This window comes from Micromonospora sp. NPDC005220, from assembly GCF_040607895.1.
GTDB lineage: Bacteria > Actinomycetota > Actinomycetes > Mycobacteriales > Micromonosporaceae > Micromonospora.
In genome coordinates this window covers 1-13,610 of record NZ_JBEXHP010000133.1, presented here as the reverse complement: position 1 = coordinate 13,610, position 13,610 = coordinate 1, and the positions used below count along the sequence as shown (strand labels likewise).

Genomic DNA, 13,610 nt, shown 5'->3' with positions numbered 1-13,610 from the left:
GATCTTCGCCGCGGGCGCCGGCCCCGGCAGCGGCGCCGCCCGCAAGGACACCGTCGACCGGGGCGCCGCCGCGCTGCTCGCCGACGCCGCCACCCACGCCGGCGTCCACCGCTACCTGCTCGTCTCCTCCATGGGCGTGGACACACCACCCGCCCCCGGCAGCGACGACGTGTGGGCGGCGTACCTGCGCGCCAAACGCGCCGCCGAGGACGACCTGCGCGGCCGCGACCTGGCCTGGACGGTGCTGCGACCCGGCCGGCTCACCGACGACCCACCCACCGGGCGGGTCACCCTCACCCCGCACGCCGGCGGTGGCGCGATCAGCCGCACCGACGTCGCCCACGTCCTGGCCGCCCTGCTCGACGAACCACGCACCGCCGGCGCCACCCTGGAACTCGTCGACGGGCCCACCCCGATCCCCGACGCCATCCGCGCCGCCGTCAGCTGACCGACCCACCGACGGGGGTCACCGGCACCATCGACGGGCACCCGCGGTAGGCGGGCGCCAGTGCGCCGGGTGGGGTCCACCGCAGCGAACCCCACCCACGACACCTCAGCGCTGCTGGTGCCGCGGCAACGCCGACTGCCCCAGCACACCACCCACGAACGGCGCCCCCGGCGTCTCCGCCGCGATCCGATCCATCGTGCGCGCCAACTGCTCACTACCGTCATCGAGATGCCGCGCCGCCGCCTGCATGTGCGACACCATCATCTCGCCGAAGATCCGCAACGCCTCCCGGGTCGCCACCGTGTCGTCAAAGCTCGACCCCGCCGCGCTGCGGTACTCCGCCACCGCCCGCTCGGCCTCCTGCTTCGCCTCGGCCTCCGCCGCCTGCAGGTAGCTCTCGTACTGCATCCGGGCGTACTCGGCGACCCGACGGGCGTAGTCGTGCGCCTGCGCGATGATCTGCTCCGCCTCGCGCTGCGCCGCCGACAGCAGATTCACCTCCCGCGCCGCCGGAACCTTCGCCGCCGCCCCGGTACTCGGAATCACCCCGTGCCGGTGCAACTCCACCCGGTCGTTCAGCCGCTCGTTCTCCGCCCGCAACGTCGCGATCTGCGTCGCCAACAGGTCCAACTCGTCAGCGACCTGCACCCGGAACCGGTCCACGTCAGCGTTGTCGTAACCACGCCGGGCGAACGACGCGGCACCGAACTCCCACCGCCGAACCCGGTCGGCGGTCATCCGCACCTGCACACCGCCGGAAACCTGCACCCCGTCATACCGACTGATCGGCGTCGCGCTCACCTGACCCGCCTTCCGTTCGCGACTGCGGGGCTCGCAAGCTCACTCCTCGCGCTCACCTCTGCCCACCTCCCGAAGTGTCACCCGCAGCCGACTGCTGCACCGCCGTCCGCCACGCCGGGCCGTACCACTGCGCCCCCAGGCCCTCGTGGTGCACCTGACCCGGGTGGAAACCCGCCTGAACCAGCGTCCGCACCGCGTACGACACCATCTCGTCCGACCCACACACGAACACGTGCCGGGAACGCCAGTCACCATCGGCCAACGCCCGGTCCACCGCCTGCACGAACTCCCCCGGCCGGTGCACGTCGGCACCCACCACGTACGTCACCGTCAACCACGGATACGACGACGCCATCTTGTCGATCGCGTCGCTGTCGTAGAACTCGCTGCGGGAACGGGCCCCCACGTACAGGTCCACCCGCCGGCGGGAACCCTCCGCGGCCACCTGCTCCACCAGCGCCTTCACCGGCGCCCAGCCGGTACCCGCGACCAACAGCAACAGGTCACTGGAGCCCGCCGACCACAACCCCAGCCGGTCCCCCACCGGGGCCGCCAGGTGGATCCGGTCCCCCACCGCCGACCCGTACACCAGCCGCGACGACACCGCGCCACCCGGCGCGGCCCGCACGTGCAACTCCAACGTGCCGTCCGCCCGCGGCGCGTTCGCCGGCGAGTAGTACCGCCACGACCGCACCGACGGGTGCGACACCCCGACCGACTGACCCGGGGTGAACGGCAACAGGTACTGCGGACGAACCGTCACCACCGCCACGTCGAACGCCCGCCGCTCGTGCGCCACGATCTCCGCCACCCACCACGGCGGATTGACCGCCTCAGCAGCCTGCGCGGCCTCCATCATCACCTGGGCCACCAGCCCGTACGCGGCCGTCCAGTCCGCGGCCAACTCGTCGGTCCACTGCTCGGCGAGGAAATGCTGCAACGTCGCCACCAGCGCCTCACCGACCGCCGGGTAGTGCTCCGCGCGGACCGCGAACTTGCGGTGATCCGCGCCGAGATCCTGCAGGAAACCCACCAGCCCATCCACCTGGTCCACGTTGGACACGATGTGACCCAGCGCGGTCACCAGGCGGTCCCGCTGACCGGCCATGTTCGTGGGGAACATCTGCCGCGTCTCAGGATGAGCGAGGAACAACGTCGAATAGAAATAGAGCGGCACCTGGTCGCCGTGAGCGGCGACCATCGACCAGCTCTGCTTGAGGCGAGCCGCGTCCACGCTCAGGCGCCCGACCGGTCTCCGGCAGCCACCACCTGGTCCTGCACCTGCCCCAGCACCGTCTGCACATCGGCGAGGACGTCCGCCGGCACCCCCAGCTCGGTCAGCGTCACCGTCAGGTGCTCGCCCACCTTCACGTAGTGCCCCACCGGGATGTTCAACGGCTGATGCGCCTCGGCCAACCCACGACCCGTGTACTCGTTTGGGCCACCCAGCACCACGGTCAACATCAACGCCAGGTGTCGCCGCTGACCCGCCATGTCCACATCGGCGAAGTAGCCGGCCAACTCCGGGTCGGCGAGCACCTTGTCGTAAAACAGGTCAACGGCCGCCTTGACCGAACTGGCACCACCAATTCGGTCGTAGTGCGATGCGGGCGCCGTCTCTTCGGTAACCGTCACAGCTGTTCCTTCCGGGGATGAAGGGGTCCAGAACCGTGAGGGACCATAGCGTGTCAACCGTCTCCGGTCAGCGCCCCCTTATCGGATTCCCGACAACAGGGCGCCACGTTACGTCACCACTACCGACGGGAATCTCACCATCAGCCACCGAAACGACACCCACCGTACCCGCAGTGGAGCGTCATGGCCTGAACACCCGTGCCACCCGTCACCGACGGTCGCGAGAAAACCACCCGAAAAAAACCCGGAACTCCGAACGATCAGCCGGCGCGCCGCCGCGCCCGCCGCGCCGCCAACTCGTCACCCACCGGATCCGATACCGACGCCACCGCCGGCTCCACCGGGCCGCTCGTCGCCGGCTCCGCCGGCAGATGCGACAACGACCCCTGGATCTCCTTGAACGCCCCACCAATCGCGATGCCGAAGACCCCCTGGCCACCCTGCAACAGGTCGACCACCTCCTCCGGAGACCGGCACTCGTACACGGTCGTCCCATCAGAAATCAGCGTGATCCCCGCCAGATCCTCCACACCACGCGAGCGCAACGCCTCAATCGCCTTACGGATGTTCTGCAGGGACACCCCCGCATCCAACAACCGCTTGACGACCTTCAACACCACCAGGTCCCGGAACGAATACAACCGCTGCGTTCCCGAACCCGAGGCATCACGAACGCTCGGCACCACCAGCGCCGTACGCGCCCAGTAATCCAACTGCCGATAACTGATGCCCACCGCGTGACAGGCCGTCACACCCCGGTAGCCAACCGAACCGTCACCCTCAGCCGCCACACCTGGCGACGAAGCACCCGGCTCGTCAAACTGTGCACCCGGATCGGAATCCCGCGGCTCGTGCATCCGGACAACCTCCCCGTCAGTGTGGCGACGCATCGTTTCCGGGACGCGCACCCCTCGACGTGGAAACCCTATCGCCACCGCGAAGGGTTACCACGGAGGAACCGACGCGACACGCCGCGCAGCCACCGAGAAAGATCACCAACCGAGCCCGGGCACACCTCAGCCCGCGAAATCCTCCGGACGCACCTGCTCCAGGAACTCGCGGAACTTCTCCACCTCGTCCTCCTGCTCATCAGGGATAACGATCCCCGCCTCGCTGAGGACCTGCTCCGCACAACGAATCGGCGCACCGACACGCAACGCCAACGCGATCGAATCGCTCGGACGCGCCGACACCCGCACCCCATCGCCGATCAACAGATCCGCGTAGAAGACGTTCTCCTTCAGCTCGGTGATCTCCACCGCCTGCAAGGGCGCCTTCAACGCCGCCAACACGTCCCGCAGAAGATCATGCGTCAACGGCCGGGCCGGCTTGACCCCCTGCTGCTCATAAGCGATAGCCGTCGCCTCGACCGCGCCGATCCAGATCGGCAGATAGCGGTCCCCCTCGACCTCCCTGAGCAGGACGATCGGCTGGTTGCTCGGCAGCTCCACCCGAACTCCGACCACGCTCAGCTCGCGCACCGCCGCCTCCGTGTCGTTGTCACCTACGCCGCACCGCGCCCTTTCCCTGCACGGTACACGGACCGCGACACGGCCGTCCCATGCGCTACAGCACCACGTCCGCGCCGAAAAGGGGTTACCCCGGCAAGCCTACGGCACGCTTCCCGGAAGAGATCTTTCCGCTCAGCCGCCACCCACCGGGCACCCGTCACCGACCCAACGTCGACCGCAGACCCACCCGCACCAATGCCGCGTGCAACTGCTCCGACAACGCCACCAACTCACGCGCCGTCTCCGCCGCCCGCGCCCGCGCCGCCGGATCACTCTGCCGCGCCAACGGCGCCACCAACTGCGCGAACAAACCGACCTCCCGGTCCGCCGCCGTCCGATAACCCCGCAGGTGCCGCGGCTCCAACCCGTACGACGCCAACCCCGCCACCGCCGACGCGATGATCAACGCATCCGCGTCATACCAACCCGGCGGATCCGACACCAGCACACCGAGCCGCTCCAACTCCACCAACGTCGACTCGTCGATCCCACTACGCGCCACCAGATCCGCCCGGCCGAGCCGCACCTGCGACGACTCGGCCGGCTCCACCGACTCACGACCCGGCACCGCACCATCGGGACCAACCGCCACCAACGCCGGCCGCGACCGCCCCGGCTGCTCACCAGACGAATCCCACTGGGCCAACTGCTCCCGGATCACCCGCAACGGCAGGTACTTGTCCCGCTGCGCGGTCAACACGAACCGCAACCGCGCCACATCGTCCCAGCTGTACTTCCGGTAACCCGCCGCCGTCCGCTGCGGCTCGACCAGACCCTCGGCCTCAAGAAACCGCAGCTTCGAAATCGTCGTATCCGGAAAATCCACCCGCAACTGCCCAAGCACCTCACCGATGCTCATCAGCGGCTCAGACCGAGCCGCCCCGGGTGACATGGAGGCCGCAGGCTCGTTCACCCCCGGCCGGCCTCCTCCTCCGGGCGCGGACCGGCGATGAACACCACCCGGAACTTACCGATCTGAACCTCGTCACCATTGCTCAACGTGGCCGCCTCAACCCGCTCACGATTGACGTACGTGCCATTCAAGCTGCCCACGTCGCGCACCGTGAACGTCCCACCATCCCGGTGGAACTCCGCATGCCGACGCGACACCGTCACGTCATCCAGGAAGATGTCACTGTCCGGGTGCCGGCCACTGGTCGTCACATCGTGGTCCAACAGGAACCGGGCACCCGCATTCGGGCCTCGACGAACCACCAGCAGCGCCATACCCGGCGGCAACGAACCGGACATCCGGCTCGGCACCACATCGGTATCCGGCCCCTCCAGCACTTCGTCAAGCGAACCGAGATTGAGCGTCGAAGTGACGTCGAGTGGGGGGAACTCGTCGTCTGGCCGCGTCATGGGACCACCTCACGGATCTGTTCGGTCGGCGTCGGGTAATGGCGGGTCTGGCCGCCGGGCACTTGACCACCCGGCGGCTGGCTCCCCGTGCCCGGGAAGGCAATTCCGCAACGCTCAACTATTGGGTTCTCGGTCGACTGGGCGAGCCTAGCCAGCGCCGAAATGCAGGGCAACCGGACGCGCGCAGACATGCCACGCGCCGGATCAAGCACACTCAGCCTTCGGTGATCTTCTGATACGCGGCCGCCGTCAGCAACCCATCCGTCGCAGTCGGATCATCCGGCGTGATCTCCACCAACCAACCCGCACCGTACGGATCAGTGTTGATCAGCTCAGGCGTGTCACCCAACGCGTCGTTACGCGCCGCCACCGTACCGGCCACCGGCGCGTAGATCTCCGACACACTCTTGGTCGACTCGATCTCACCCAACGAGTCACCGGCCGCGACCACCGCACCCGCCTCGGGCAACTGCACGTACACGATGTCACCGAGCGCGTCCTGCGCGAAGTGGGTGATGCCGACCCGGACCGAAGCCGTGCCGTCACCCGCCACCCACTCATGCTCGGCGGTGTATCGCAGATCCTCGGGAATCACCAGACGCGTCCTTCATCCATCGGTGCCCCGGACCACCCGGGTCCGGCGCGGCCGCGCCGGTCAGGAGACCGGACGGGCGTGTTCCAACTTGATCGGCACGTGCAGCGCCGAAACCTCGGCAACCTCACGCTCCCCAAACGTCACGTTACCGCCGTCACCCCGGACCGACGCCACCACCCCACCAGGAATGTTCAACGCCGTACGCATCGTCGCCGGATCACCGATCACCGTGATCGTGTACGGCCCCGTCAACCGACGCCCCTCCACCATCAACGAACCGTTGTCCCCATCGAGGAAGTACGTCGACGCGATGATCCGCACCGTCGCCCGATCCCCACCGGAAATCTGCATCGCCTCGGCGCCCGCACCCCGCAGCTCCTGCACCGCGTCCAACACACGGTTCGCCGAGATCGGCTTCACACCGGCGTCGAACTGCACCGTCAACCCGGGCCCCACCGCCGGCAACGTCCCCGCCAGGATGCCCAACTCGTCCGCCCGCCGCGTCGCCTCATCCAACGCCGCCTGACGACCCTGCTCACCCGAACGCAACTGCCGCTGGCTGTCCTCCAGAGCCCGAATGTCCTGCTGAAGGCGATTCTCCCGCGCATCCAGATCCGACAGGATCCGGACCAGGTCCTCCTGCCGCGTCGCCCCCAACGTCGGGTCCGTCGACGTCGTCTTCAACTGCACGACCAACGTGAACCCCAGCAACGCCAACAACGCCGCGATCATCACCCCGGCCGCAGTCCACCGGGACCGACCAGCCACCACCGGCTCCGCCGACGCCGACTCGACCAGCGGCTCCGCCAACCCGTCGGACACCGGCTCCGCCAACCCGTCGGAACCCGCAACCGGCTCACCCGACCGCGACACCGCGCTCAGGTCCACCGTCACACCGTCGTCGACCGGCTCCACACCCGGCTCCGCCGCAGGTTCGTCATCCGACGGCTGCGACTGCGCGGGCCCCTGCGGCGCCAACGGACTCAGCTCATCCGGATCCGGCGCATCCGGCCGCGGATCCGGCTCACCCGCCGGTCCACCCGGCCGCACCGGACCCGCCGGCTGCGGCCACCCGGTCCCCGTGTCGGTCTGCTCGTCACTCATCGCAACCCAACCTACGCCCGGAACAGGTGCCGACGGATCGCCGCCACGTTGCCGAAGATACGCACACCCAGCACGACAACCACACCGGTGGACAACTGCCCACCCACCCCCAACTGGTCACCCAGATACACGATCAGACCAGCGACCAGCACGTTCGAAATGAACGACACCACAAACTGCTTGTCATCGAAGATGCGGTCCAACCGGGCCCGCACCCCACCGAACACCGCGTCCAACGCGGCCACCACCGCGATCGGCAGGTACGGCTGCAACGCCGCCGGCACCGTGGGATCAAGCCACACGCCCAGCACCACACCGGCGAGCAACGCCAGCACCGCGATCATCGGCCACCTCCGGAGGGGCTATCAGTCGTCGCCGGACCGGACGACCCGGGACTGCCGGACCGGACACCCGACACGGAAGGGCTCGGACTGACCGACGGCTTGGCGTAGCGTAGCTGCGGCTCCGGCGCCGCCGGCAGGGTGAGGTCATCCGAGTCCCGCACACCGAACGACAACCCGGTCCCCTGCGCGACCTTCCGCATCAGCGCCGCGTTCCGGCTGTCCTCGAACTTGCGCCGCATCGAGCCCGGCCCGATCGCCGACACCTCGTACGGCCCCGTCACCGGCCGGAAATCCACAAGCATCGCCTCACCCGCCGACCGGATCGTCGACGTCGACGTCAACCGCTGCCCGTTGATGGCGATCGCCTCCGCGCCAGCACTCCACAACGCGTTCGCCACCCCCTGCAGGTCGCTGTAGAGCACCCGCGGCGGCCCAGCACCTGCACCGGTCACCGCGTCCGCGTTGTCCGGCGCGTCCGCCAACCGCACCACCACACCATCACCGCGCACCCGACCCAGCCCGGTGCTCGCCTCCAGGTTGCGCAACCGGGCGGCGGCCGAACCACTCAACGCCGCGTCCCGCTGCCGACTGACCTCCTCGCGCAACTGGTCCGCCCGGGTCGACAACCGGTCCGTCTGGCTCTCCCGCTCCTTGATCTGCGTCACCAGACCCGAACGGGCCTGGCTGCGCCCCGGCTCGTCGGCCATCGTCTGCCGGTACGCGACAGCGAACAGGAAACCGAGCATCACCACCACGACCAGGCTCACCGACCGCGCCGGCAGGGCCCGCCAGCCGCGCGCCGCAGCAGACTCCGCCGAGCCCCGACGGGCGGCGGCCGCGTCCGCGTACCCGGGATCCAACGGGTTGCGGAACAGCTCGGTGAGGAAATCCGGGGCGTACACCCGGTCCTGGCCGGGCTTCCCGAGCCGCGGCGCGCTCACGCCACCGCTCCCGGGCCGCGCGCCGCGCGCACCAGCCGGGCCGCCTGCACGACGTACATCCCGCCGGCCACCCAGTAGAGCACCAACCCCCACCAGGCCAACGCCCAACCGATGGCGCTCGCCGCCGTCGCCACGTCGGTCGCCGCGCTGGCCAGCAGCAGCACCGGAAACGCCGCGAGCAGCAGGAACGTGGCGGTCTTGCCCACGTAGTGCACCGGCGGCGGCCCGTACCCGTACCGCCGCAGCACCGCCAGTGAGCCGAGCAGGAGCACCTCACGGGCCAGCAGCGCCGCGGTGAACTGCCACGGCACCACCTCCCGCGCGGTGAAGGCGACCAGGGTGGCGAGGATGTAGAGCCGGTCGGCGAGCGGGTCGAGCAGTTCGCCCAGGCGGCTCACCTGGTGCAGGCGGCGGGCGATCCAACCGTCGACCCAGTCGGTGGTGCCGCCGATGGCCAGCACCACGACCGCCGCCACGTCGGCCCGCTCCACCAGGAACAGGTAGAGGAACAGCGGCACGCCCAGCAGCCGAAAGAAGCTGATCAGGTTGGGCAGGGTGAGCACCTGGTTGCCGGGAACCTCGTCACCGGTGTCCCGCGGTTGCTCTGCCCGAGCCGGCCGACGCGACACCGATCCTCCTCCACGGCACGCGGGCCCCCGGCCGACGCCGGGCGCGGCTGAGGGTCGTACGCGCTGTCGGGCCGACCAGCGCCGGCTCTCCCCTGCGGCCCCGGGCGGGGCCCCTTCCCCTGGTGCGGCCCGCGATCTCGATGATCGCGGGCCGGGTAGGTGCGCTGCCACTATATCGGGCTTCCTCTCGTCGGTCGGGTGCCGCCGCCGGGCTGTCGGTGCGGCTGTGCCGCACTGTGGCGTGGATCACCACGCCTAAAGCGTCCTAGGATACTAGTGAAAGAGGGGGCGACGGTCAGGCCGTCTGGACGGCGGGGTCGGTCTGCTGCTCGGGCACCGAGGTCGCCGCCCGAGCGAACCCGACCAGCGCCAGCAACAGCTCGTGCTGCGTCCGCGCCGGCATGCGTTCCAGCACCGCCTGCAGCGCGCGCTGTCGCCGCTCGGCCAACTCCCCCAACAGGGTCAGCGCCGCGGCGGTCGGCACCAACCGCACCTCCCGCCGGTCCCGTGGATCGGCCACCCGGCGCAACAGCCCGGTCGCCTCCAGCCGGTCGCACAGCCGACTCGCCGACGAGGGCACCACGTCCAGCAGCTCCGCCAACCCGTTGACGTTGGTCTCCGGCCGATCGCTGATCAGCGTGAGCACCCTCAGCTGGGTGGGCGGCACCTGGTGCCGCGCCGAGGCCGAGTCGAGCACAGCGATCAGCGTCCCGGCGGCCGCGTCGATCGCCGCGGCGAGATCCGCAGGTCGCTCCACCTGATGTCCCCTGCCATCGTCGCGCTGGTGCCCGCCCGGCAACGCGGCGGCGAATCTCACCCCGTGCCCCGTTCGCGCGGACCGTGCCAGTCCAGACAGACCACGACGGCGTCGTCGCGGAGATCGAAATCCGCGTGGTAGGCGTGCAGTTCGCGCATCACCGTACCAACCGCCTCGGCCGGCGGCTGCAGCCGCGTGGCGCGCAGGGACCGCGCCATCATCCGCTGCCCGTACGGCTCCTGACCCGGCGGCTCGGCGGCCCACACCCCGTCGCTGACCACGAAGAGGCGGTCACCCGGCGCGAGTTGCACCTCCTGAAGCTCGTAGCGGGTTTCCGCGAACATGCCCAGCGGCAACTGCTGATCCAGCTTCATCGGCTCGACCGTGGACCCCCGCATCCGCAACAGATGTGGCGAGCCCGCGTCGACCGCCCGTACCCGGCCGGTGCGAGTGTCCACCTCGATCAGCAGGGTGGCCACGTACCGGGCGCCCCGGTGTTGGTAGAAGACCGTGTCCGAGGCCAGCTCGGCCTGCTCCACCAGGCCGCCGCCGGAGCGGCGCGCGTTGCGCATCGCGTTGACCGTCACGGCGGTCAACAGGGACGCGGCCAGCCCAGTGCCCTCGCCGTTGAGCACCGTCACGGTGAGACGGTCACCGTCCAGCGACCAGTCGAAGTGGTCACCGCCCACTGTGTACGCCGGTTCGAGCTGACCGGCCAGATCGAACGCGTGGTGCGCCACCCCGCGACCGGGCAGCAGGTCCCACTGCATCTCGGCGGCCATGGTCAGTCGCTCCCGACGCCGGGCCCGCCGGTAACGGTCGGTCTCCCGGTCCGCCGCGCGCATCGCCACCGCCAGGGCGCCGGCGATGTCCGTGGCCCGACCGGTGACGGCCGGATTCGGTACGGCCGGGAGCTCGATCATCAGCACGCCCAGCCGCTCCCCCCACACCGTCAACGGCAGGTAGAGCCGGCACGGGCCCTCGCCGTCGCGTACCGGTTGCTGGCTGCTGAAACAGCGTTGCGCCATGGTGTGGCAGGCCAGGAACCCACCCGCCGGCAGGTCCGGGTCCAGCACCGGCCAGAGGCCGCTGATCCGGTAGTCGGCGACGAAGACGTCGGTGCGCAGCGCGCCCATCGCCGACCGGATCGCCCGGTCCGCCGCCTCGGCCAACTGGTCGGGCGGGGCCTCGCGCAACGCGCGCGACACCACGTCAGGCGCGTCTACCATCGTCGTCCTCCCCAGAAGCTTGCTATAGGGCAAGCATCATACGGACGCCCTCGGACGGATGATCGGCGCGGTCAGTCAGCCGCGCGGGTCGCGAGCACACCGTGGAACGCGTCGGGCACCCGTGCCGGCGGCCCTTCCGGCCGCCACTCGGCGACCGGGACGATCCCGTCCGCAGTTGGCGCCCACCGACCGAGCAGGGGCGCGAACCCCGCGGGTGGACGCATACGGAACTGCGGGCCCATCATCGCCAGCGCCTCCGGGTGTCCCGCCAGCTCCTCGGTGTCGAAGTCCACCGCCAGCAGACTGCCCGGTGCCGCGGCAGCGTACAGCTCGTCGAGGGTACGGGTCAGCGTGGCGTCGTCCAGGAACGCGGCCAACCCGAGGAAGACGACCCCGACCGGCCGGCGGCCCCACCCCGGCACGAAGCGGTGCAGCTGCGCCGGGTCGACAGTGCCGATGTCGGTCGCGTCGCCGAAGCCGTAGCCCGCCCGGTCACTGCCGGCGAGGATGCTCTGTCCCAACCGGATGGCGACCGGGTCGACGTCGGTGTAGAGCACTGTCGCGTCGGTGGCGACCTCGTGCACGTTGCCCATCGTCGGCACCCCGGCGCCGAACACCAGGAACCCGTCCACGCCCTCGCCGGCCATGGCCCGCACCGCCCGGCCCAGGAACGCCCGCAGCTCCCGGAACACCGGGGCGCACGGCCCGTACGCCTGCTCGAACGCGCTCGCGGCGGCCACGTCCACCGGGAAGTGATGCTGCCCGCCGAGCCAAAAGTCGATCATGCGGGCGGTGCTCGGCTGGTCCGGTTCACCCATCGGTGACGCTCCCCTCCCCGGTCGTCGCCAGCGTACCGACCGGGACGCGCTCAGCGGTATCGCGACGCAGGGGCGTCCAGGCCCGCGATACTGGCCGCGAGCGGAGGTGGGCGGTGAACTCGGCGAACAACGCGGCGGTGGTGGTCGGCGTCGACGGCTCGGAGTCGGCGCTGCGCGCCGTGCGCCTCGCCGCCACCGAGGCGGCGCGCCAGCACCGCCCACTGCGGATCGTGCACGGCTTCATCTGGCCGCTGCTGCACGTAGCGGTCTCCCCCGCCCCGGACGCGCCGCCCGGCGGTGGGCTGCGCCACCGGGCGGAGGAACTGGTCGCCGCCGCGGTGCACGAGGCCGAGGCGACCGTGCCCGGGTTGTCGATCTCCGGCGAGATCATCGACGGTGAGGCCGCCGCGGTGCTGGTGGGCGAGTCCCCCACCGCCGCGCTCATCGTGCTCGGCGACCGCGGGCTGGGTGGGTTCTCCGCGCTCGTGGTCGGTTCGGTCGCGGTGCAGGTCGCCGCGTACGCCGACTGCCCGGTGCTGGTGGCGCGGGGCGCGCAACGCCCCGACGAGCCGGTGCTGGTCGCGGTCGACGGTTCGGAGGCCTCCCGGCGGGCCGCGGACCACGCCGCCGAGACCGCCGTGTCGCTCGGCGTGCCGCTGGTGGCCGTGCACGCCTACCGGCACCCGGGCAGCAGCGGTCCGGGCGACATGCAACCCCTGGTGTACGACGAGGCGACGCTGCACGGCGAGCAGGAGCGGATGCTCGCCGGGTGGCTGACCGGGCTCACCGAGGAGCATCCGGGCCTGCGGTTGACCTGCCGGGTGATACATGGTCGACCCGGCAGTGTGCTCGCCGAGGCGTCCCGCGCCGCCCAACTGGCGGTCGTCGGTGGGCGCGGGCACGGCGAGGTGACCGGGTTGCTGCTGGGGTCGGTGAGCCAGTCGATGCTGCACCACGCGCAGTGCCCGGTCGTCGTGGTCCGCGCGCCCCACTAGCCGCCCGGGGTTGGTCCGCCGCCAGGCGGGTAGACGGCCGCGGTACGCCCAGCGGACGGTGGGCAGCACCAGGTGCCCAGACCGACGAAGGAGGCACAGATGCCAGGACCACGGCCGGGCAGTAACGCGTACGACAAGCAGCGGGCGCGGTTGCGCAACGCGATCGACGACTCCGGACGCCGAGTGCCCGACGGCAAGGCCAACCAGGTCGCGAACAGGATCCTCCAGGAGGATCGCGGCCAACGGGGTGTGGTGCGCGGGGACCGGACGTACGGCCCGAAGAGCGAGCGCGAACCGGGCGACCCGAAGTGAGGAGGGTCGACGTGGCCGACGGCGCGATCGCGGGCGTACGGGCGAGGTCCAGATGGGCCAGCCGTCGCCGACGGTGATCACCTGGATGTTGCCGCCGTGGTTGTCGTGCTTGGCCGACCACCACAGATC

18 protein-coding genes and 1 pseudogene are annotated in these 13,610 nt (G+C 70.5%); 3 read left to right on the top strand and 16 right to left on the bottom strand.

From position 1 onward, the window contains the following. The coding region (locus ABZU52_RS28935) for an NAD(P)-binding oxidoreductase (RefSeq protein ID WP_354974117.1) at positions 1–448 on the top strand (448 nt) is incomplete at its 5' end. A 105-nt stretch (positions 449–553) separates the two neighbouring features. Here the strand turns inward: ABZU52_RS28935 and ABZU52_RS28930 are convergent. From ABZU52_RS28930 to ABZU52_RS28860, 15 genes are all read right to left on the bottom strand, one after another. After that, positions 554–1,249: a cell division protein DivIVA gene (locus ABZU52_RS28930; protein WP_354974116.1), complete on the bottom strand. Its 696-nt coding sequence runs from the start codon at positions 1,247–1,249 to the stop codon at positions 554–556. Between the two features lie 52 nt (positions 1,250–1,301). Then, the gene (locus tag ABZU52_RS28925; protein ID WP_354974115.1) at positions 1,302–2,483 is read right to left on the bottom strand and encodes a globin domain-containing protein; all 1,182 of its coding nucleotides are present in this window, start codon (positions 2,481–2,483) and stop codon (positions 1,302–1,304) included. A 2-nt stretch (positions 2,484–2,485) separates the two neighbouring features. Beyond that, entirely contained in the window at positions 2,486–2,884 is a 399-nt protein-coding gene (locus ABZU52_RS28920) for a group 1 truncated hemoglobin (protein ID WP_354974114.1), read from the bottom strand. Between the two features lie 260 nt (positions 2,885–3,144). Then, positions 3,145–3,741 carry a MerR family transcriptional regulator gene (locus tag ABZU52_RS28915; RefSeq protein ID WP_354974113.1) on the bottom strand — a complete coding sequence of 199 codons (597 nt, stop codon included), beginning with the start codon at positions 3,739–3,741 and terminating at the stop codon, positions 3,145–3,147. Positions 3,742–3,900: 159 nt separating this feature from the next. After that, positions 3,901–4,365 (bottom strand): bifunctional nuclease family protein, encoded by a 465-nt coding sequence (locus ABZU52_RS28910; protein WP_030327706.1) that lies wholly within the window; start codon positions 4,363–4,365, stop codon positions 3,901–3,903. Between the two features lie 187 nt (positions 4,366–4,552). Then, positions 4,553–5,254, bottom strand: coding sequence for a MerR family transcriptional regulator (locus ABZU52_RS28905; RefSeq protein WP_354974112.1), 702 nt, complete (start codon positions 5,252–5,254; stop codon positions 4,553–4,555). 50 nt (positions 5,255–5,304) lie between these two features. Next, a complete protein-coding gene (locus tag ABZU52_RS28900; RefSeq protein WP_007071101.1) occupies positions 5,305–5,757 on the bottom strand; it encodes an FHA domain-containing protein in 453 nt (150 codons plus the stop codon). 214 nt (positions 5,758–5,971) lie between these two features. Continuing rightward, complete coding sequence (gcvH, locus tag ABZU52_RS28895; protein WP_354974111.1) at positions 5,972–6,352, bottom strand: glycine cleavage system protein GcvH; 381 nt, start codon at positions 6,350–6,352, stop codon at positions 5,972–5,974. 60 nt (positions 6,353–6,412) lie between these two features. Then, complete coding sequence (locus ABZU52_RS28890; RefSeq protein WP_354974110.1) at positions 6,413–7,456, bottom strand: DUF881 domain-containing protein; 1,044 nt, start codon at positions 7,454–7,456, stop codon at positions 6,413–6,415. 11 nt (positions 7,457–7,467) lie between these two features. Further along, on the bottom strand, positions 7,468–7,800 hold the full coding sequence (locus tag ABZU52_RS28885) for a small basic family protein (protein WP_030327710.1): 333 nt from the start codon (positions 7,798–7,800) through the stop codon (positions 7,468–7,470). Further along, positions 7,797–8,741, bottom strand: a complete 945-nt coding sequence (locus ABZU52_RS28880; RefSeq protein ID WP_354974109.1) for a DUF881 domain-containing protein — start codon at positions 8,739–8,741, stop codon at positions 7,797–7,799. Before ABZU52_RS28880 ends, ABZU52_RS28885 begins: the two co-directional genes overlap by 4 nt. Then, a complete protein-coding gene (locus tag ABZU52_RS28875) occupies positions 8,738–9,370 on the bottom strand; it encodes a CDP-alcohol phosphatidyltransferase family protein (RefSeq protein WP_354974108.1) in 633 nt (210 codons plus the stop codon). Before ABZU52_RS28875 ends, ABZU52_RS28880 begins: the two co-directional genes overlap by 4 nt. Before the next feature lie 295 nt (positions 9,371–9,665). After that, positions 9,666–10,127: a MarR family transcriptional regulator gene (locus tag ABZU52_RS28870; protein ID WP_354974107.1), complete on the bottom strand. Its 462-nt coding sequence runs from the start codon at positions 10,125–10,127 to the stop codon at positions 9,666–9,668. A 56-nt stretch (positions 10,128–10,183) separates the two neighbouring features. Next, a complete protein-coding gene (locus ABZU52_RS28865; RefSeq protein WP_354974106.1) occupies positions 10,184–11,356 on the bottom strand; it encodes a PP2C family protein-serine/threonine phosphatase in 1,173 nt (390 codons plus the stop codon). 71 nt (positions 11,357–11,427) lie between these two features. Then, complete coding sequence (locus ABZU52_RS28860) at positions 11,428–12,174, bottom strand: SAM-dependent methyltransferase (RefSeq protein WP_354974105.1); 747 nt, start codon at positions 12,172–12,174, stop codon at positions 11,428–11,430. 113 nt (positions 12,175–12,287) lie between these two features. On the opposite strand from ABZU52_RS28860, the gene ABZU52_RS28855 reads away from it, so the two are divergent. Continuing rightward, positions 12,288–13,169 (top strand): universal stress protein, encoded by an 882-nt coding sequence (locus ABZU52_RS28855; RefSeq protein ID WP_354974104.1) that lies wholly within the window; start codon positions 12,288–12,290, stop codon positions 13,167–13,169. A gap of 99 nt (positions 13,170–13,268) precedes the next feature. Then, a complete protein-coding gene (locus ABZU52_RS28850; protein WP_088989541.1) occupies positions 13,269–13,481 on the top strand; it encodes a phosphatidylethanolamine-binding protein in 213 nt (70 codons plus the stop codon). A 30-nt stretch (positions 13,482–13,511) separates the two neighbouring features. Here ABZU52_RS28850 and ABZU52_RS28845 read toward each other — a convergent pair. Then, positions 13,512–13,610 (bottom strand): annotated as a pseudogene (locus ABZU52_RS28845) (IS5/IS1182 family transposase); the annotation flags it as partial.

Excerpts from the sequence above, each read along its gene's own strand:
- ABZU52_RS28915 (WP_354974113.1), bottom strand. The coding sequence starts at position 3,741 with ATGCACGAGCCGCGGGATTCCGATCCGGGTGCACAGTTTGACGAGCCG.
- ABZU52_RS28905 (WP_354974112.1), bottom strand. The coding sequence starts at position 5,254 with ATGAGCATCGGTGAGGTGCTTGGGCAGTTGCGGGTGGATTTTCCGGAT.
- ABZU52_RS28900 (WP_007071101.1), bottom strand. The coding sequence starts at position 5,757 with ATGACGCGGCCAGACGACGAGTTCCCCCCACTCGACGTCACTTCGACG.
- ABZU52_RS28890 (WP_354974110.1), bottom strand. The coding sequence starts at position 7,456 with ATGAGTGACGAGCAGACCGACACGGGGACCGGGTGGCCGCAGCCGGCG.
- ABZU52_RS28885 (WP_030327710.1), bottom strand. The coding sequence starts at position 7,800 with ATGATCGCGGTGCTGGCGTTGCTCGCCGGTGTGGTGCTGGGCGTGTGG.
- ABZU52_RS28865 (WP_354974106.1), bottom strand. The coding sequence starts at position 11,356 with ATGGTAGACGCGCCTGACGTGGTGTCGCGCGCGTTGCGCGAGGCCCCG.
- ABZU52_RS28860 (WP_354974105.1), bottom strand. The coding sequence starts at position 12,174 with ATGGGTGAACCGGACCAGCCGAGCACCGCCCGCATGATCGACTTTTGG.
- ABZU52_RS28850 (WP_088989541.1), top strand. The coding sequence starts at position 13,269 with ATGCCAGGACCACGGCCGGGCAGTAACGCGTACGACAAGCAGCGGGCG.